The 20097-nt window shown below is 33.2% G+C and carries 12 protein-coding genes; 1 reads left to right on the top strand and 11 read right to left on the bottom strand.

Features of this window, described 5'->3' with window-relative positions; all coding sequences use genetic code 11:
* Nucleotides 1–719 precede the first annotated feature (719 nt).
* The 11 genes from ABW636_RS19850 to ABW636_RS19900 all read right to left on the bottom strand — a co-directional run bounded on the left by ABW636_RS19850 (nucleotide 720) and on the right by ABW636_RS19900 (nucleotide 18318).
* Entirely contained in the window at nucleotides 720–989 is a 270-nt protein-coding gene (locus ABW636_RS19850; protein WP_367591831.1) for an RHS repeat-associated core domain-containing protein, read from the bottom strand.
* A gap of 46 nt (nucleotides 990–1035) precedes the next feature.
* On the bottom strand, nucleotides 1036–1326 hold the full coding sequence (locus tag ABW636_RS19855; RefSeq protein ID WP_367591832.1) for a hypothetical protein: 291 nt from the start codon (nucleotides 1324–1326) through the stop codon (nucleotides 1036–1038).
* Nucleotides 1316–5449, bottom strand: coding sequence for an RHS repeat domain-containing protein (locus ABW636_RS19860; RefSeq protein WP_367591833.1), 4134 nt, complete (start codon nucleotides 5447–5449; stop codon nucleotides 1316–1318). Before ABW636_RS19860 ends, ABW636_RS19855 begins: the two co-directional genes overlap by 11 nt.
* Before the next feature lie 2 nt (nucleotides 5450–5451).
* Nucleotides 5452–10650: a hypothetical protein gene (locus ABW636_RS19865; RefSeq protein WP_367591834.1), complete on the bottom strand. Its 5199-nt coding sequence runs from the start codon at nucleotides 10648–10650 to the stop codon at nucleotides 5452–5454.
* Between the two features lie 116 nt (nucleotides 10651–10766).
* Entirely contained in the window at nucleotides 10767–11381 is a 615-nt protein-coding gene (locus ABW636_RS19870) for a hypothetical protein (RefSeq protein WP_367591835.1), read from the bottom strand.
* Between the two features lie 122 nt (nucleotides 11382–11503).
* Nucleotides 11504–12037 carry an OmpH/Skp family outer membrane protein gene (locus ABW636_RS19875; protein WP_367591836.1) on the bottom strand — a complete coding sequence of 178 codons (534 nt, stop codon included), beginning with the start codon at nucleotides 12035–12037 and terminating at the stop codon, nucleotides 11504–11506.
* Nucleotides 12038–12063: 26 nt separating this feature from the next.
* Entirely contained in the window at nucleotides 12064–13455 is a 1392-nt protein-coding gene (locus ABW636_RS19880; protein ID WP_367591837.1) for a hypothetical protein, read from the bottom strand.
* Nucleotides 13456–13592: 137 nt separating this feature from the next.
* On the bottom strand, nucleotides 13593–14408 hold the full coding sequence (locus tag ABW636_RS19885; RefSeq protein ID WP_367591838.1) for a helix-turn-helix domain-containing protein: 816 nt from the start codon (nucleotides 14406–14408) through the stop codon (nucleotides 13593–13595).
* A gap of 427 nt (nucleotides 14409–14835) precedes the next feature.
* On the bottom strand, nucleotides 14836–15687 hold the full coding sequence (locus ABW636_RS19890; protein ID WP_367591839.1) for an N-acetylmuramoyl-L-alanine amidase-like domain-containing protein: 852 nt from the start codon (nucleotides 15685–15687) through the stop codon (nucleotides 14836–14838).
* Nucleotides 15688–15725: 38 nt separating this feature from the next.
* On the bottom strand, nucleotides 15726–16841 hold the full coding sequence (gene leuB / locus ABW636_RS19895; RefSeq protein WP_367591840.1) for a 3-isopropylmalate dehydrogenase: 1116 nt from the start codon (nucleotides 16839–16841) through the stop codon (nucleotides 15726–15728).
* Nucleotides 16842–17145: 304 nt separating this feature from the next.
* The gene (locus ABW636_RS19900; RefSeq protein WP_367591841.1) at nucleotides 17146–18318 is read right to left on the bottom strand and encodes a 2-isopropylmalate synthase; all 1173 of its coding nucleotides are present in this window, start codon (nucleotides 18316–18318) and stop codon (nucleotides 17146–17148) included.
* A gap of 207 nt (nucleotides 18319–18525) precedes the next feature.
* On the opposite strand from ABW636_RS19900, the gene ABW636_RS19905 reads away from it, so the two are divergent.
* Nucleotides 18526–20070, top strand: a complete 1545-nt coding sequence (locus ABW636_RS19905; protein WP_367591842.1) for a hypothetical protein — start codon at nucleotides 18526–18528, stop codon at nucleotides 20068–20070.
* The last annotated feature ends 27 nt before the right edge of the window (nucleotides 20071–20097 follow it).

The following is a 20097-nucleotide window of genomic DNA, read 5'->3' on the forward strand; positions in this document are numbered from 1 at the left end:
TATTTAGAACATCATCGACATGATAAGAATGATAATTCTAATTTTATATTAGAATAGGCTTAGGGACTTTAGTCCCTAGTAAAACAAACCCCTGCACTTCCAGTGCAGGGTGGTTTAGTTATTCATTCTTCGAAGAGCTGGCGTTCGCACAGCTTGCTGTTTTTTACGTGAATGCTCTGCGAAGTTTGAAACTTCGTAGTATCTAAAAAAAGCTGTGACACGTTTTATGGCATCACAGTTTTTGTTGTTTTTGTCATTAAACGTGCGAAGTCACAGACGTTCTCATAGCTTACTGTTTTTTTACGTGAATGCTCTGCGAAGTTTGAAACTTCGTAGTATCTAAAAAATCTGTGACATGTTTTATGGTATCGCAGCTTTTGTTGTTTTTGTCGTGTGTTAAACGTGCGAAGTCATAGACATTCGCGCAGCTTGCTGTTTTTTACGTGAATGCTCTGCGAAGTTTCTAACTTCGTAGTGTATAAAAAAACTGTGACACGTTTTATAGTATCACAGCTTTTGTTGTTTTTGTCGTTTATTAAACGTGCGAAGTCATAGATGTACGCACAGCGTGCTGTTTTTTTATGTGAATGCTCTACGAAGTTTGCAACTTCGTAGAGTCTAAAAAAAACTGTGACATGTTTTAAGGTATTACAGCTTTTGTTGTTTTTGTCATGTGTTAAACGTGCGAAGTCACAGACGTTCGCACAGCGTTTTTGTTTTTATTTAATCATTCTTCGAAGAGCTGGGTCAACCATCGTAATAGGATTGTTGCCCATCCCCAAATAAGGTGATGCAAACTGTCTATAAGGATCCGTAGTCAACCACCGCCCAATTCTGCTATCCCAAAGTCTCAGTTCAAAAGCTTCTTTCCCAGTTTCAGGATCTACTTCTTGTCCTTGATATGCATATCTATAATCACCTTTCAGGTTTCGATTAGGCATTGGCATCCCAAAAGGATAATAATCGGTAGCAGTCACAGACGTTCGCACAGCTTTTTTCGTTTTTATTTAATCATTCTTTGAAGAGCTAGTTAAACTAATAAGGTTTTGAATCTTCAAAAACTAAATTTTCAGGTAAATAATTTTGATCATCAGGATTATAAGTATCCATATCAAGTTCAATAACATCGGTTAATATTTCTGTCGTAATTTTCATTCTTGAAATTGTAAAAGCATTTAATGTCTCACTATTCCAAATAGTCATAAAACCATTACTACTATTTTTAAACTTGAATATCCTAAACTTAAAATTATTCCCATTAGCTATGAAATTATCTGTTTTAGATTTTAAAGCAACAAGAGAAATTTTTAACCAATTATCTAGCATTTTTCCAAAAATTTATAAATGTGTTTTCAATACCATAAGCTGCTTCCTCAAATAAAGGTGAATTCGCACCATTTCTAACAAATTTCTCTCCAAATATTTTAAATTGCATTATGTGAGTTCTTTCATGGGCTAAAGTTTTTATTAATTCAGATGTGTTTTTAAATGCTTGAGGTGTTAAAGCAATAGTGTTTTTATAAGCAACACCAACAAATGGAGCATTAGCAAATTCACTTCCTTTAAGAAATTTTATTCTTACTCCTTTTAAACCTATTCCAGCTTCTTTAGCAATCCTATATACCGTAGATCTTCTCATTGTAAGAGAACTCCCAATAACTTCAGCACTTTTTCGTGTCATAGTTACTGCTCTACTAGGTCCATAAGAAACTTGAGAAGCTCCCATTATAAATTCTAGAGGTCCAAACGACATTAAAGTATTTCCAATTGTGGTAGATGCAAAATCCATCCAAAAATTAGCTACCCCATCTTGATCCCAACTTGCCCAACCAGCATTAAAATTATCAGAAAAACCACTCCAGTGTGACTCCCAGTGCATACTATTAAGCCAGTCTTCTTTTACTTCGAATTTATTAGAAATCCAAACTTCATCTAAATTGTTTTCAGCATTAGTATAGGTCTGATTTACAGAATCACAAGGTATACTATTCCCTTCGGCATCAGTACAAGTAGACATCCCACCATCAGGATCTATCATTGATATAGGATTATTTCCCATTCCAAGATAAGGGGAATAATATTGTCCATACGGATCCGTAGTCAACCAACGTCCAATCCTGCTATCCCATAATCTAAGCTCAAAAGCTTCCTTCCCAGTTTCGGGATCTACTTCCTGTCCTTGATAGGCGTAGCGGTAATCTCCTTTCAGATCACGCCCAGGCATTGGCATCCCAAAAGGATAATAATCGGTAGCACTGGTCAATGCCATGGCTTGTCCTGTACTAGTTCTACTTACCACAGCTCGTACATTGCCCAAATGATCTGTGAGTTGGTATAGATGGTTACCATCAGACTTTCTAACTCCTAATCGGCTTGCCCCATAAATCGTATTTTCTACCACAGTACCATCGCGATAAATCGCCATGGGCGTTCCTGCGGCATCACGTACATAATGCTCAGTATAGCTTAAGTTTCCGTTGCTTGGGGTATAGGACTCTTTACGAACTCTATGCCCTTTGTCGTTGTAAAAGAACTTCACTAGGGGTTGATTATCCTTATTTACTTGAGTAACCAGTCCGCTAGCGTTGTAAAGATAAGAAATGTTTTCTTCATTATTTTTTACCAATTGCCCTATACTATTGTACTCATAGTTTTCACCACTTTGGTCTCCTATATCATCTGCACCGACAACATCTCCTACGGCATCATTTACCCTTAATAATTGATTGGGTTTATCAGTTTTATAAGTATACGATAATTGATCCATGGCATTGCTACCGTTTTCTTCATTCTTGTTACGGTAAAGACTTTGGATATTTCCATTTGCATCATAGGAAATCCCCGATACATCATAATCCCCGTCAGAAGTACCTTCGGGTACTATTCTGGCATTTACATAGCTGCCTTCGGTAGCTTTAAAACCAGTCGACCATGTAATCTTTTGGGTAGCTTTTTGTTTTTCTGTGGTATTTGTGGGAATCACCGTAGAAAATGTTTCTGTAGCATTATATTGCTCATCAAAATTACCCTGATAATCGTAACGTGCATCGGTCATCCAGTTATTGCGGTTGTATCGATAATGGTAGGTATTGGGCGTTGCTACGGTACCCGTTCTGTTGGTATTGGTTTCAATGGCTTTGATATTACCATTATACTGATTTATACCACTGGTCATACTAGGTACTGGTGTGGGGGTATTACGTAAATAATCACCCTGGTAGTAGTGCAGACTCATCCCAAAAAGGTCATTGCTATCTCCTCCTGGGTCGCTGGAGTTGTTTAGATTGGGGTGATTTATACTTTTTAAGGCTCCGTTTAGGTTATAGACATAATCGATTCCTTGTAGGCCTTGGGCTAGATTTAAACGTTTTAAAGCTCCGGTTTCGTAGTAGTCATAAACCGCATGCTCTGTATAATTACTATCATTGGTAGATGTTTCTACTTTTACGAGGCTATAATCATCGGGATCATAGGTATATCGATGTATAAACTGCTCGGTAGGGTGGTGTTTTTGGTAATACACTTTGGTCACTTGCCCAGATACCTCGTCATATTCATAATCGATAGTTTTGGCTCCATCTAATCCTTCTATTTTTTGAACCATCCAGATAACACGTCCATAGATATCATAACTATACCAAGTACTTGTTTTAATAACTGTTACTTGATTAAGAATATAGGTTTTGGCTACATTACCAGCTACAAAATTTTGGTTTTCATGATAATTACCTATTCGTGGCTCATTAATAACTAAATCCATCAACCCAGCATGATCCGCTTCGTCATATACAGTAAAGTGTTGCTCGCTTCTAATACCTGTATGAATTGGTCTGTCCGGATCAAATAAATCAATGTTTATAGGACCCAGTCCTGTAAGTAACCCACTTTCTATTGGACGTCCCAAATCATCATAATTTGTATAGGAGATTTGGTTGCTAACCGCTTGTTTACTGTTTTGTGAGTATCGTATTTGTCCATCTTTACGATATTTAAATTTAGTATCCCCTTCATCTGGACTAGTTGTATTTTCTAATTGCCCTAGAGAGTTATAGTTAAATATACTCTCTAGATGGTTAAGAGGTTGCTTTGAGTTTTTTAAACGCCCTGCTTTATCATACTCATTTAAACTATAATCATAATAATTTTCGGGATACTGTACTTTTACAGTATTTGCTATATAGTTAGTAGTTTCACGTACTGCAATTCGGTAAAATCCATTAGGGAGTAGACGGCTGCTTATAGTAATCTTTTCCTCAGTAATAAGATTATAAATATCTAAAGGAATTAAAGCATGCCCTTCTAATTGAATCCCAGTTCGTCCTACCGGAATATGTACATCTACATAACCTTGCTCTCCTATAGCAACTTTAGAAACACGATTGTTATCGATTCTATCTTCTTCATTTCCACTTCTTGCTGTTGCCAATGTATTACCATCGGTATCTGTAAATACAACATTTTCTATCCCATGTACATCTCTAGACACTGTTTTGATTATTTTATGGGAGTTATACCTAACATTATTAAAAGCATCTTGTTGTGATAATTCCTGTCCGACTGGCATAGAAAAAGTATATCCATTTTTCCATTCATTATCAATTTTATTACCACCAATTGTTTTTAATACAGTACCAGGATTAAGTTCACTATAAATGGTACGTGAATATGGTCTAGTTGTTTTATCTTGATAACTATTACCAGGATGTTCCTGATCTGTATTGGATTCGCTATAATACCAACCAACGGTATGTTCATTATTAGCTACTTCTGATGGGTTTTCTACAGAAGTTTCAAAACTTGATTTTGTAAATGGATTATTATTAGTATCCATAACAAAATCATCTTTATACTGGAACCCTCCTATTGTACAAATATCTGTAGGAGCATCAAGTGTTTGTAGGGCAGGTCTAGCATTTGAATCATACATAGTTTGAGACACCCATGTTTTTCCTGTTTTAATATCTACACTTTGTGCTTGGATATTTTTTCCTAAAATATCAAAATAGTTTCTACTTTTTGAAATCACTTTACCATTAATATCACGCTGCTCATTTTGAATCCAATTTATATTTTCGATATTGGTTGTAGTTTGTGTGATTTTGATACTACCCCTAGGACTAGGATCTATAAAAGGATTATTAGTTCCATCATTAAAAAACACTTCTGTACTTCTACAAGCACCAGTATTATTTGGCAGACAAGTAACTGTAATATAATCTCCATTCTGATCGATAATAGCCCAATTAGGAACCCCTGCATCAATTCCTAAACTACTGCCAACACACCCTTCTGGTATGGTATTGATACTTACGTTTTGTGATTGCTCACTAGATCCATCAAAACTTAATGATCCATTAACTGTTTTATGACACCCGTGTTGAGAAAACACACTTATATTACAAAGTGCTACAAATACTATAAAAAATGTAAACTTGATGTTGTTTTTCATAATTATTGTTGATTTTTATAGTTATATGTGTTTTTACTGATTTCTTTAAAACCTCCGGTAATGGTAGAAGTGTTAACTACTTCTGTATATGTTTTATGCAATCTTCCGACATCATCATATTCATATCGAGTCGCTAGGTTATTAGAACCAAGGATATAGGTAAGTTCATCCCATTCATTATAAACATAGCTAGTCATTTTAGATTGTATAGGGTGTACCCTAAAATCATCTGCATATACGGTTCCTCCTACAGCAGTAATATGTATATCTGCATAACTAGGTAGTTCTTCATAATGATTTAGTAAAATCCAATTACCAGCAAGAAGACGTTCTCCATTAAAAAATTTATTTTCTCCATTAATATGCAACCTAGCCTTATTAGCGTTTTCTTTATTTACCCATACCGAAATCTTATATTTTTTTATTTGACTCGGATCAGAATGTCTTATGAAAACTAAAAATCCTTTATCTCCTTCGCTAAGTTTTAAAGAATAGTTCCCTGTATGTGCCATGGTACTGTTACGAAATTTACTTCCGATAACTCCAAAATCTAAATGCTTGGTATTCTCTATTTGATATTCGGCTCCTGAATAAAACATCTCATGATAACTAGTATTACATACTGCTGCGATTTTGGTTTGATTGTCTGTCATTTTAGTAGTAATTTGGTTTCCATTAATATCAGAAGCTTCTAGTACCGCCGAGTGATGACTATAAAGATTAATACTAGATGTATTTATCCATTTATCATTACTTTGATTATTTGTATCCTCCCAGTTAAAGCTATCAAAGTCTCCTAGGTATCCAGCATATGAGCCATCGTTTTCAATAGGTCCTTTCCAAGCAAAGGTTTTATGCGTACGCCATATCTTTTCATTTTCTTTTCTTGGTACAAAAGTTCTATCCAAATAATCACGATAGCTCCAATCTTTATTCCAAGTAATAATATCTGCACCTATGGTTTTCCATTGTCCTCGACTACCTTTTATTTGAGTAAGGTTAATAGCTTGTTGTATAAGCATATTTTTATTGGTTGGATTATCAACTTTGGATCCCATTCCGTACCCATCTGGAATACCATTAGCATCTTTATCTAATTCTCCTGAATATTCTGGAAGAGTATAGGCTGCAATATTTCTTGTTTTGTGAATTGTACCATCGCTAGAGATTTTGTGTTCTTCTAATGCTTTTCCTGTAAAGGGATCAAAGTTTTTTGGCGATGTTATAAAACTAAAATTACCTTGAGTTATCTTAGAATGCTTTAATACTTTAAGCTTTTTTAATTTACTAGAGGCATTAACAAAATACTTTGCTTTCCTACCGGATTGAATGCTTAATTTCACCTTTTTAAATGTTTCCTGCACAAAACCTTGTCTATTTGAATCTAACATGTATTCATTCTCGGTAGATGATATTAATTGGTTTTTAGAATTATATTGTTTAGAATGTAATAATGCTCCTATAGAAGAAGTATTATCTTCTAATCGATGTCTTGTAAAGTTTATATCTACCCTCTCTGGATTTTTTCCTTCTGTATCCTTTGCACCTGCAGTAGGTATTAAAAGGTTTACATCATTTTTATCTATATCTTGATATTCTCTTAAGGATAAAAAATCATCCATCATAAACCCATTCCCATAATTTCTAAAATTCTGAATGGTATTAAATTTGTATCTAGTTGAACCTGCAAGTTTATTATTTGATGTGTACTTATCTACATTTACATATTGATATAACACATAGGGAGCAGGAAGTTCTGATAAAAACGGGATATTTTTTGTATAATGTGCGGGAGCATATGGAGTAGTTCCCGAATTCTCATTTGTTATTGGATTATTATATGTATAGTGGGATTCAAAAGTTTCATTATTATCATTAGAAAGACTAAGTTTTTTCACTCTTAATCCACCACCATTATTAACCCCATCATTACTTTTATTCGAATAGAATTTGTATCTCATACGTGTTCCGTCACTAGTAGTTCTTGGGTCTCCACAACTATTTTCATCTTTTTTTGTATACCATTGATTGTATAAGTGCTCTACTCTATTGTAAAAAACCCATAGGTTTTTTTTACAATTAACTCCACGCCTTACGTCTGGACTAGTATGTACATTAGGGATTTTAAAAACAACCAAATTTTCATTCACAGATGTTACCGGGCAATATTTTGCTACATCCCCCATACGGTGAGCTTTACCTTTAGGGTGTCTCCAGTAAAGAACATCTACATAAGCATTAGAATTAGTATCAAAATGTTCTCTGAAATCTACCTTATCTGTTGAATTGTCAATATTACTAAGATGTACATATTTATCACCTTTATTGTCTACAGTAAATTTAAACTTCAGCTTATCAGAAAACACCTTATTAGTTTTGACAATTTCTCTATAAACATCTTCTTCATATTCTATAGAAACTTTACCTCCAGTAGGTGTTGTTATTTCATTTAGACTCCAAACAGCTGGTTTATTTTCATAATATCCCCAAGGATCAACATTATCTTTATCAAACATAGCTGACTTGCTGTAGTAGTCAAATTTATATGGAGGAATTAAGCTCTTGCCTTTTTTTCCTGCCATATCCACAGATGTAAGTGTCAACCTACCTTTTGATGTAGCAGTAGAGTTAGGTGTTGCAGTTGCTAATGGATAGTTTTCATCATAATTAAAGTTGATTACCTCTAATGCATCATCATAAATATTAGGGGCATTTTTCTCAATATCCTGAGCATCCAAGACGTTTTTATAATATTCCCCTTTCCAACTTTTATCATGTATTGTTTCATGTACCGTAGAAATTAGTTTCCCCCCCGTATCATAAGATCTAAACTCCGTTTTTATTTGGATACGTCCAATGTTTTTATCCGCTTCTTGTGAAACATTGCTAGAAGAAACATTACTATATTCGCTATTATTTTTTACAATAATAATTTTATCAAGTTTAAGTGTTTTATGTTTTTTTACATTATAGTTAATATCATAATCTGAACGTCCAGCTCCTAATAAACCGTATGGTGATAATCTATTTTTATAAATACCATTAAAATACCAATACCCATCACTTCCTTTAACCCTCTTCTTGTAATGTACATCTTCATACCTCTTAAAATCATTTACATTTTGAGATGGTACAGAAATAGAGCTACCATAATTATCTTTCCGACTTCCCTTTATAAATAAAGCTGTATGTGTTCTTGTTTTTATTTTATTCAAATAGTATAAATCTTTAATCCCCCATGAATAAGTCTTTGTATTTTCAAACACTCTTTCACCTTCAGTGGGTGTTCTCCACATATATCCATCACTCCATTTTCCGTAATCAAAAGAAACCCAATAACCATAATCTCCTTTAGATAATGTATTATCATTGTTTACATCTATATAATCAGGACCAGTAATCCCTGTTAACAACCAATGCGTTGCATATGAATCTAGTTGCTGATTTTCTGTAAAATTATCTTCTATTGAATAATCCTTATGTGCAGTTTTAGAAAATTGTTCGTGTTGATATACCGGAATAGTATAATGATATGTTTTACCATCAATTGCAGTAATTTTATAGGCTCCGATGCCTTTTACAGGAATATTTACAGAATTTCTATCAAAAGCATTTGTAGATAATACTAATTCTGGATTATTATTGATTTGCTCATTTGTATAAGTTTCAACATAATTCCCTTTTTTCCATCTACTTGAATCATCATTATAAGTATCATTATAAGTATCATTGTCGTTATTATATAATGAAGTTTGGAACACATTATTATTGGTACTATAATCAAATACCGTTGGTCTAGCAATAGTAAGAGGGTCTGTTTTCCAGTTATCCGAATCAATATTCAAATAAGATGAAAACTCATTATCAAAATAAAAATGAACATCTTTTTTCGAAGGTCCATCCACATTTTTTTCAAAATAATTTTGAATTGGATATCCTCCAACAATAGCTGAATATTCATTAGTTGTACCATTAAGAATGGCTTCTTTATTACATATATAACCATTCTTTTCAAAAACGTAAGGTTTAATTGTTCCTGAAATCCCTTGTCCCGAAACAGAATAATTATCATAACTTACATTAGTAAAGTTTCCTTCCCTACTTTCATTAAAACTCTCTTGCGGATTTATAGATTCATATCCGTCATAGTCTATTTTCCAATCAAAAAGAGCTTCACTTAAAACTTTTTTCAAATCACCACCATACAAACTTCCTTGATGTATTGTAAAATCTCTTTCAAAAAACCATGCTTTTTGAATAGAAAGCGTAAGGTTTACCCAAGGAGTAACGATTCCGTAATTTCTTGTGGATAAGTTAGCTGCTGTAGATCCATTATTCGAGTTGTTTATTCCGACCGACCGACCTAAAACAGATCCGCTTAACCCTGTAGACGAATTTAACGAAAATCCAGTACCATACCCTGAAGCCGATAAGGTTGTAGAACCATTTTTAAAAGATTGACTTAGTGAAGCATTCAAATTAAACCCTGTAGCATCATTACCAGTATTTAAATGTTTAAATCCAAGTCCGACACTTACACCGTCGGTTCCTACACTACCATTAATAGACAGAGGAGAATTTTCTCCTCCGATTCCGACACTTGCAGTTACTCCAACATCTGTACTATACTCTGTTTCACCGTTAAATGCTCTATTCTCTGAATAATTAACGTAAAGACCTATAGACCCTCCTAATTGATCAAACCCTACACTTAAAGTACCTCTGTAACTAATATTTGCTCCACTAGACATTATATTATACGTCTTAACCTTATACCAATCATCAGGTACTTTGTTAAGAGTACGATTGATTGCTCCTGGGTTAAGATTCCATCCTAACCCTACCCAAGATGCTTCTTGATCCATTGCAATACCTGCATGATACGATAATGCCAAGGGATATCCTCCTTCTGGAGAAGGTACATTAAGTAGGGGTAATACATAGGACATATCCCCAGTTAATAGATTGACCATATCAGTTGCATCAACTGGTTCAAAAGTTGATGCTTCTGGTGATTTGGGCCCATTATTATTGGCCCATAGTTGATTGTATGGGATCAAGGTTTGTAAAAAGGTAATGGTAAAAAAGATCGCAATTACCCGGTGACGGTTTGAGGCTTGATGTCCGAGGCTCGAAGTCCGGAGTCGGGTGTTCGAAGTCGGAGGTTTTTTTTGAAAGAAAGCTTTTACTGTTGTATTCATAGAATGTTGTTTCTATTATGTCCGAAGTCGGAAGTCCGAAGTCGGGTGTTTTTTGAGTTATTTTGTGTCCGAAGTCGTCTGATGATTCTTTCGACCTCTGACTTCGGTCTTCTGAACTATTCAAATCTTAATTTAGGTTCGTTTCTAATAATATCGGTTGGGATTTTAAACTTTACTTCGCCCGTATAAAACCCCAGATCTTCGATAGTAATCGTTATATGTTCTTCGTTGGTAATCTTTTCTTCTTTTGGATATACCAATAGTAGGGTAGTAGCACCACTCATACCATACATTCTGGGGTAGCTATAATCTGCCATAGCAATGGTATCTTTTTTGGGTGTATACAGATGTATTCTTTGTTCCATCCCAAAGGCAAGCCTGTTTACCATGGCCCCAAAACGTTGTTTGCCCCCCGCCACATTGCTTAATAACTCCTGATTATTTTTAGACATCGATAGGCTGTAATACATATATTTACTGTACTTATTTCGTAAACTATCCACTTTGGCTGTGGTAATAGGACCCGAAAGTTCTTGTGCTACCAAAAGGTCCGTAGGTTTATACACCAAAGAAAAATCAACACCGTTAATAGTTTTGGTATGCATATACCCATGATCAGGGATCTTAATGTATTGCCACAGTGCTTCTTCACTATCTAAAGTTGTGGTCGTACAAGAATAGAGTAGGAGCAGTAGACCAAAAATGAATATGTACTGTTTTTGTTGTATCATTTGTATTAATAATCTAAAAAGAAAGCCCGAAGCGATGATCTATAACTAATTATTGACAATTGTTTACCGATCATACCTTACCCTACCTATTCTTCGGACTTTTCTTAACAATGTTATTTGTATTATTTTCCTTCGAATTCTGTGTTTAACGCAGCTAAGATTTTATCTGTAATATCGGCAGTTTCTTCGCCATACATGATGGTACCACTACCGGTGGCACCAAAAATGACTTTGTAACCTTGCTGTTTACCATATTCTTTTACAAAATCATTGATATCGTTAATTACCGTCTGGGTCACTTTTTTATCTTCTTCCTGCAATTGCTTTTGTACCGCTTTTTGGTAATTGTTGATTTGCTGTTGTTTGTTACTTAACAGTTGCTGTTTTAGTTCTAGTTCTTTTTTACTCATACCGCTACGCTCTTTTTCGTAGCCCTTTAGCTCTTTTTGCCAATCTGATATCAAGCTATCGACATTGGCTTTCATCGTAGTAGCTTTTTTATCGAATTCGGCTTTTACAATTTTAGTACGTTTATATCCTTCTATTAATTTATTGACATCTACATATACTAATTCTGATGATGACTGAGAAAAGAAAAAGGACCCCACTGTTGCTATCAATGCGATGATAGCAATGGGTAATGCTAATTTGTTCATTTTATAATGTTTTGAGAGCTATGTCTTTATTGTTTGTTGATGAATGCTTCTAGTTTCTGAAGTCTTTCTTCTTGCGTTTGTAGTTTTTTCTCTTGAGCAATGGTATATAAGGTCAGTTCTTCTATTTTTTCTAATAGCTTGGCATTGATTTCACCTAGTTTCACCCCATTTTCTTCTACCTCTTTGGCAGATGGGATGTTAATCAAATGTCCTTTTTCTACAATATGTTGTTCTACTTCTTTTAGGGTAGGTAGTTGGTAATTATCATAAAAAACATAATCAGACCAATTGGTATATACGGTAACTTCTCTAGCTCTTACTTTACCTTTTACCGATAATTTATAATTTGGATCAGAGGCATCTGATCCTATTCCTACATTTCCGTCTTTGGTAATGTACATACGAGTTTGTGGTGCATTTGTTTTGGTAGAAGAGGTCCCTAGTCTTAAGTTTCCTAGGTTAGGATCGAATCTGATTTCTGAAGCGTATCTTGAAGCATCCAAATCTTTATTGGTACCACCTGGACTATAATTAAAGCTCATAATTTCATGCCCTCCGTCATGAAAAGTAATGGCGTTACCAATTTGTAATTTTTCTTGAGGAGTAGAAGTTCCTATGCCTACTTTACCAGTGGTTGCTAAATCTCCTTCCAAGGTAGAATGCCCTTTAATAACCATAGCTTGATCGGGTAAGTATCCAGCCCACTGACCTATTCTTAATCTAGAATTTGACCTTCCCATTTGTAGATAATTTACATCATCACCACTATAAATTTTAAAAAACTCACTTCCATCTATTGCTCGATATGAAATTTCGGTTCCATCGGTATGATAATTAGCAATATGCCTATTCTTACCTTTGTTGTCTAATACATAATTTGATAAAACACCATCGTTTGAAATATACCATTCAAAATTTCTTCTTATTGTACCAGCAACAACCTTTCCTAATTGTAAAAGAAATCCATTGGTTACCTTTTCACCTAAAATGGCACTTTTATCCATTTGTAAAGTGCCTTCTATTGTGGTATTACCGTTTACATGTAATTTGGTAAGAGGATTTGTGGTTCCCATACCTATATTTCCATCTCGTCTTACGGTAAAAACACCCCAATTATTGGTATTGGTAACTCCATCATGAATAAATAGTTCCAGACGTCCTCCGTTATTTGGATTTGCGAAACTATATACATCTTTTTTATATCCATCTACCAACGACATCCAATTGCCCCAGGTTGAATACAAATTTAATCTAGCTTGACCCCAAGTAAGTGTATTGGTATGTCCAATAGATAGTGTTTTGGTATGAGTAATGTCTTGAGTAGCTCCAACAGTATTAGAGGTGGTTTGTATATAATGCTGAGCAAAAACCCCCATTGTAGCTGCAAAAAATAAAGAAATGACTAATAACTTTTTCATATGGATGTATTGTTTTATAAATAAAAGCGATTGTTATTTGATACTGTAAAATTGTTGGTGTAAAACTATGGTAAAACCATAGAAATAAATAGCTTTATTGAGGTTGATTTGTCCTGTATCTTCAAGTAGTTTAAGATTCAGGACTCTTTTTTTTTCGATTTTTTATACTGATTTGGGGTTTGTCCAGTGAATTTTTTGAAAACGGTATAAAAATTAGATTTGGATTTAAAACCACATTCTAACCCTATAGACTCTATGGTATACTTTTTATATTCGATATGAGTAAGTATTTTTTTTGCTTCAGCTACCCGTAATTCATTAATAAAATCACTAAAGTTCTTTTGGGTATGTTGATTTACAAGTTTGGATAAATATCCTGTACTAATATCAAACTGTTTGGCAATGGTATTTAAATTGGTGCTACTTAATAAATATCTCTTTTCAGAAATGATATATTTATGGATCTTTGCAAAAGTATCGTGTCCGGTTTTTTTGATAGGGTCTTCTGAAAGTATCTTTTCTAATTGTTTATGTGAAGAAGATTTATAAACCCCTACATATCCTACCCAATAAATCGATAAGGATAAAGAGATAAAAAAGGGATAGGCATAATAATGTTCTTTGGGAACTAAAATAATTACAATAATAATGGATAATGCACCCAATGTAACAATGCCAATACCAATGTAGATTAAATTTTTTAACCACTTGATTTCCAGTTTTATTTTTTCTAATGTGTCATTGTGTTTTTCTTCATACTGTAAGATTGTTCTAAACATTAAGTAAATAACAATAGGAACGTATACAAAAGAAAGTAGGTTGGTGTATAAAAAAAGGCCTCGCTGATAATATTTGGTAATTACATGATCAGGGTTTATATAAGTTTGATATAGTAATTGAACAATATGAGCTATAGATACTATAACAAAGGGAGTTGTAAGAAAGAGAAACATTTTTTTTGAAAGTGTTTTTTGCTTTAAAAAATTATGAGCAAAAAGATAAAACATGGGGGCGACTAACCATTGCCAAGGGATGTAAACTCTCTTTATAATTGATGAATCTGTAAAATAATCTACATCAATCAACATGTGTTGTATATTGCTAATTGATAAGAAAAATACGGTAAGCCCTAAGAAGATGGCACTAGTAGATTTGTACTTCTTGACAAAGCATACAATACAGGTAAAAATTAACCCTTGTAAAGAACCAAATAAAATAAGTAGCTGAAAAAAATTATAGTGTACGGTTTCCAATTACGTCTACGTTGCCTTAATTATGATCTATGTATCTATGGGTAGGAAGAAAATACAAATATGGTTCTTTTTTTTAAAATTAATATTTCACGATATTTCATTGACTTAATTTAGGTAAGAAATATGCTTACTGCCGTACTCTAGATACAATAATACCAGTATTGTGTTTAATACCTTCTAAATAGTCTGCTAGCGGCAGTTCTGATATTTCTACCTGTCCTTTAGAAGAAGCATGTAATAAATGAATACGACCACTTTCTTTACGTAAGGCAAATCCGGTATGTGTTATATCCAGCCCATTGATAGAAGTAGTAAGTGCAATAATATCACCTGTCTTGATCAAATTTTCATTTTCTACAATCTTGTTTTTTGGTAAAAAACAGATAGGAGATTCGCTAATTTTGATTTCTGATTGCTGTATTTTGGTATAATTTGTATCGTCCTCAAGATAAGGATAAAGAGAGCGATGGGTACTCATAAAGTTGATTTGTTTATCAATGTCTTGACCACCAATTTGATCGGTAACATTTTTTATGAGTTTTTTTTCTTCATTATTACTAATCCATTCAGAAAAATAATGTAATCTAGAAGCATATCCGTTTAGTTTGCCGTCTCTATATCGTATTTTTTCCAAGAATGCAGTGTATGTTTCAAAGTCTTTTTTTTGATCGTGAAGCATAAATCCTAATGCCAACACATTTTCTACAAAAGTGGTGCAATCTAATCCTTGTAGGTTAATAACAAGTCTTTCTTTAGAATTAATTTCTAACGTTTTGGCGACATAAGGAGTGCCTATAAAAGATGCTCCTATATGGGCAATTTTTTTGCCTAATGAATTATTAGAAATATTCATTTTTTGTAGGGCAATAATTTTTTCTGAAAAGATTTCTTTATCCTTTGGTGAACAAGTAATTTTTTGAGTAAATACTGTTGTACTAAACAAAAGAGAACAAAAGAAAAATAGATTTTTGAAATTCATAAATCGGTTTAGATTTACCTTAATATCTAAAATATAAACTAAATAATGGTAGATTGGCCTACATGAATATTTTCAAAATTGATATTAGAATCTTCAGGATTCAAAATATAATCAGCAATAAAATCTCCAACTTTTTCTGTAGTTATTGGGTTAGTACTATTTATATCCGAAGTGGTTATGTTTAACTCCAGAGCTTTTTCTACCGCGTTTCTAATAGCATTAGCTTCGTCTATTAGATCAAAATGCTCTAACATCATGGCTGCAGATAGTATAGCAGCAATTGGATTTGCAATCCCTTTGCCTGTGGCTTGTGAAAACGACCCGTGAATAGGTTCGAACATACAACAGGTATCTCCGATAGATGCAGAAGCTAATAAACCTATAGACCCGCCAATTACACTGGCTTCGTCAGAAATAATATCCCCAAACATATTTTCGGTAAGAATGACATCAAATTGACTAGGGTTTAAAATCATTTGCATAGCGGCATTGTCTACAAACAAAAAATCCAGAGTTACATCGTCATATTCTTTAGAGATTTCTGTAACTACTTTTCGCCATAAACGAGAAGATTCTAAAACATTTGCTTTATCAACCAGTGTGAGTTTTTTTCTTCTTGTTTGTGCAGCTTTGAATGCAAGGTGTGCAACACGCTCAATTTCTTTTTGAGAATACTCACAAAGATCAGAAGCAACCGTACCTTCTTTATTTAGCGTTTTTTTACCAAAATAAATACCACCAGTTAATTCACGATAGATGGTAACATCAGTTCCTTCTATAATTTCTGGTTTTAGAGGTGATTTATCAATGAGACTAGCATAAGCTTTTACAGGCCTAATATTGGCATAAAGTCCTAGTTCTTTTCTTAATTTAAGCAAACCTTGCTCTGGTCGAATCTTTGCTTCTGGATTATTGTCATATTTTGGATCTCCTATTGCACCAAATAAAACAGCATCTGTATTTGCACAAAGCTCTAAGGTTTTGTCAGGAAGAGGATCTCCTGTTTTATCTATAGCAATGGCACCTACCAATGCTTCTTTAAAAATAAATGTATGGTCAAAATTATGAGCTATAGCATCTAGTGCTTTAACTGCCTGTGCAGTTACTTCTGGACCAATCCCATCACCGGATAATACTGCAATGTCTAGTTTCATTTTTAATTACATTTTGAGTAAGAAAGAAAATATAGCAAAGACAGGTTTTTTAAAACTAGATTGCGTGGCTTTTTTCATTTCTTTTTTTTAATTGTCTATGTTATAGTATTAAAATTAAGCTAAATTCTTGAGGTTTCAAATTTTTATATTTTAATACAAGGCATTCACCAAAAAATCAATAATGTAGTTTACGGTGTTAATTTACAATTGGTATTATATAATTTCTGTATGTTGTCTATAAAAAAATACCTGCAAGTAATTATAACGACTTGCAGGTTTAATTTGTTGTTTCCTATTTATATAATTATGCAACTATTCCCATAGGAATATCATTTTCTTTCATAATTTCATGAATATCCTCATCGATAACTTCTTTTTTGCTATCCGCATATTGCAAAAACTTTGGATAAACATCATCAAGTTGAAGTTTTGTTAATTCGTAGCCTACTTTTTTGGCTCTATACGCCAATGCAGCTCTACCACTTCTAGCAGTTAGAACAATTGCAGATTCAGTTACACCAACATCTTCGGGATCAATTATTTCATAAGTTTCTCTGTTTTTAATTACACCATCCTGATGTATTCCAGAGCTATGAGCAAATGCATTGGCACCGATAATGGCTTTGTTGGGTTGTACCATCATTCCCATATTATTAGATACCATTTGACTGGTTTCATATAGCAATTTAGAATCAATTCCAGTTGTGATATTCAAATAAGGATGTTGTTTCATGATCATAACCACTTCTTCAAGTGCAGTATTACCAGCACGCTCTCCAATACCATTAATTGTACATTCTATCTGTCTTGCACCGTTCATTACTCCTGCAATAGAATTTGCAGTTGCTAGTCCAAGATCATTATGGCAATGACACGAGATAGTAACATTATGGATTCCTTTTACGTTTTCTTTTAGGTATTTTATTTTAGCACCGTATTCTTCTGGTAAACAATACCCTGTAGTATCAGGGATATTAAGAACTGTAGCTCCAGCTTTAATAACAGCTTCACATATTCTAGCCAAAAACTCATTATCTGTTCGTCCTGCATCTTCTGCAAAGAACTCTATGTCCTCAATAAATGATTTAGCATATTTTACCGCAGCAACCCCACGTTCTATAACTTTTTCTTGGGTAGAATTAAATTTATATTTAATATGAGATTCTGAAGTACCTATGCCTGTATGGATTCTTGGTCTTTTTGCAATCTGCAGTGCTTCTGCTGCAACCTTGATATCTTTTTCTACTGCTCTGGTAAGTCCACAAACAGCTGCATTTTTAACAATTTTAGCGATTTCATTTACAGAGGTAAAATCTCCAGGACTAGAAACAGGAAATCCAGCTTCAATAATATCAACACCCAAAAGATCGAGCTGTTTTGCAATTACTAATTTTTGTTGTGTGTTTAATTTACACCCTGGGACTTGCTCTCCGTCTCTAAGCGTCGTATCGAAAATTTGGACTTTATTACTACTCATAGTATTTAATGAATTTTGCTTTAATATGTTCCTTAAAAAGTATCATCTTTATAAAATATTATTAAAAGATGTTTCTTTTATCTCTTACGAATTTATATTTTGCTAATTCAAAAGAGAAGCGTTTCATTAAAGCTTTTACAATGCTAAAATCTTTTATTGAAAACTTAAAATATTGTTAATCAGTTAATTATATCATATTTTCATACAATGACTAATGATCAAAAAGATCCTTTGTTTATTCTGGTAAAATCACTTTCTAAGTCAGAAAAAAGACAATTTAAAGTATATGTTGGTAGATTAGGAGTAAATACAGATTCAAAATTCCTAGCTCTTTTTAATCATTTAGATAAAAATGACAATATGGACGAAGACCTTATTGTTTCTAAAGGAATTGTAAAAAAACAACAACTTTCTAATTTAAAGGCTCATTTATATAAACAAATATTGGTGAGTCTTCGGTTAAGTCCTTTACATCAAAACATAAGAACCCAACTAAGAGAACAGTTTGATTTTGCTTCTATTTTGTATCATAAAGGACTGTATAAACAAAGTCTTAAAATTCTGGATAAAGCAAAGGCATTGGCAAAAGAAAATGAAGAACATAATATTGCTTATGAAATTGTAGAGTTCGAGAAAGTTATAGAAACACAGTATATAACAAGAAGTATTAATAATAGAGCAGACGAACTAACTGTAGAAGCCAAAATGTTAAGTATGAAGAATGTATTGACAAGTAAGCTTTCTAATTTGTCATTACAGTTATATGGATTAATGCTTAAAAGTGGATATGTTAGAAATGATAAGGAACATAAGATAGTTACAGAATATTTTGATAATAAATTACCTAAGTATGAGTGGAATGTACTTGGTTTTAGAGAAAAATTATGGTTGTATAAAGCTCATTTGTGGTATGGTTTTATAATTCAGGATTTTTTGTCATGTTATAAGTACTCAAAAAAATGGGTAGACTTGTTTTATGACTATCCTAAAATGATGAATCAGAACCCTGTGTTTTTCTTACGAGGAAATCATTATTTATTAGAATCTTTATTTTTGATAAAAGATAAAGGGCAGCTAAAATCTACATTGCAAAAATTTGAACACTCCATTTCTGAGTCTTCGTTTCCAAGTGATGATAATATAGAAGTATTGAAATTTCAATACATTTATAATAATAAACTAAATGTTCATTTTCTGGAAGGTAGTTTTGAAGAAGGCGAATATCTCGTTGGAGAAATTTTAGCTGGTATATCAGAGTTTAAAAATAGATTAGATGATCACCACATCATGGTGTTTTATTATAAAATTGGTTGCTTGTATTTTGGGATGGCAAATCATAAAAAATGTATTGAATATTTAGCCAAAATTATCACCAATAAATCATTAAAGATGCGTGAAGACCTAATGTGTTTCTCTAGAGTTCTTAGTTTGGTTGCGCATTATGAAGCAGGCATGGATTATCATCTTGAAACTCAGTTAAAAGAAACGTATAGGTTCTTGATAAAAATGAATGACTTACATCAGGTGCAAAAAGAAATGATTAAGTTTCTTAAAAACCTAGGGGATATATTTCCTCACCAAATCAAAGATGAATTTAAAAAATTACACAAAAACTTAAAACAGTACGAAAATCACCCTTATGAAAAAAGAGCCTTTTTATATCTTGATATTCTATCGTGGTTAGAGAGTAATATAGAAGGACGACCAGTTGCAGATATTATTAAAGAAAAAGCAAAGGGGTTAATACGTTAAAAGTTTGTTATTAAATAGTTAATGCTG

Origin of the sequence: Aquimarina discodermiae, assembly GCF_040786235.1 — a bacterium.
Lineage (GTDB): Bacteria > Bacteroidota > Bacteroidia > Flavobacteriales > Flavobacteriaceae > Aquimarina.

Bases quoted from the DNA above. Each gene is read 5' to 3' on its own strand.
- ABW636_RS19905 (WP_367591842.1), top strand. From the start codon at position 18,526: ATGACTAATGATCAAAAAGATCCTTTGTTTATTCTGGTAAAATCACTT.
- ABW636_RS19900 (WP_367591841.1), bottom strand. From the start codon at position 18,318: ATGAGTAGTAATAAAGTCCAAATTTTCGATACGACGCTTAGAGACGGA.
- ABW636_RS19855 (WP_367591832.1), bottom strand. From the start codon at position 1,326: ATGCTAGATAATTGGTTAAAAATTTCTCTTGTTGCTTTAAAATCTAAA.
- ABW636_RS19880 (WP_367591837.1), bottom strand. From the start codon at position 13,455: ATGAAAAAGTTATTAGTCATTTCTTTATTTTTTGCAGCTACAATGGGG.
- ABW636_RS19890 (WP_367591839.1), bottom strand. From the start codon at position 15,687: ATGAATTTCAAAAATCTATTTTTCTTTTGTTCTCTTTTGTTTAGTACA.
- ABW636_RS19875 (WP_367591836.1), bottom strand. From the start codon at position 12,037: ATGAACAAATTAGCATTACCCATTGCTATCATCGCATTGATAGCAACA.
- ABW636_RS19860 (WP_367591833.1), bottom strand. From the start codon at position 5,449: ATGAAAAACAACATCAAGTTTACATTTTTTATAGTATTTGTAGCACTT.
- ABW636_RS19885 (WP_367591838.1), bottom strand. From the start codon at position 14,408: ATGTTTCTCTTTCTTACAACTCCCTTTGTTATAGTATCTATAGCTCAT.
- ABW636_RS19870 (WP_367591835.1), bottom strand. From the start codon at position 11,381: ATGATACAACAAAAACAGTACATATTCATTTTTGGTCTACTGCTCCTA.
- leuB (WP_367591840.1), bottom strand. From the start codon at position 16,841: ATGAAACTAGACATTGCAGTATTATCCGGTGATGGGATTGGTCCAGAA.
- ABW636_RS19865 (WP_367591834.1), bottom strand. From the start codon at position 10,650: ATGAATACAACAGTAAAAGCTTTCTTTCAAAAAAAACCTCCGACTTCG.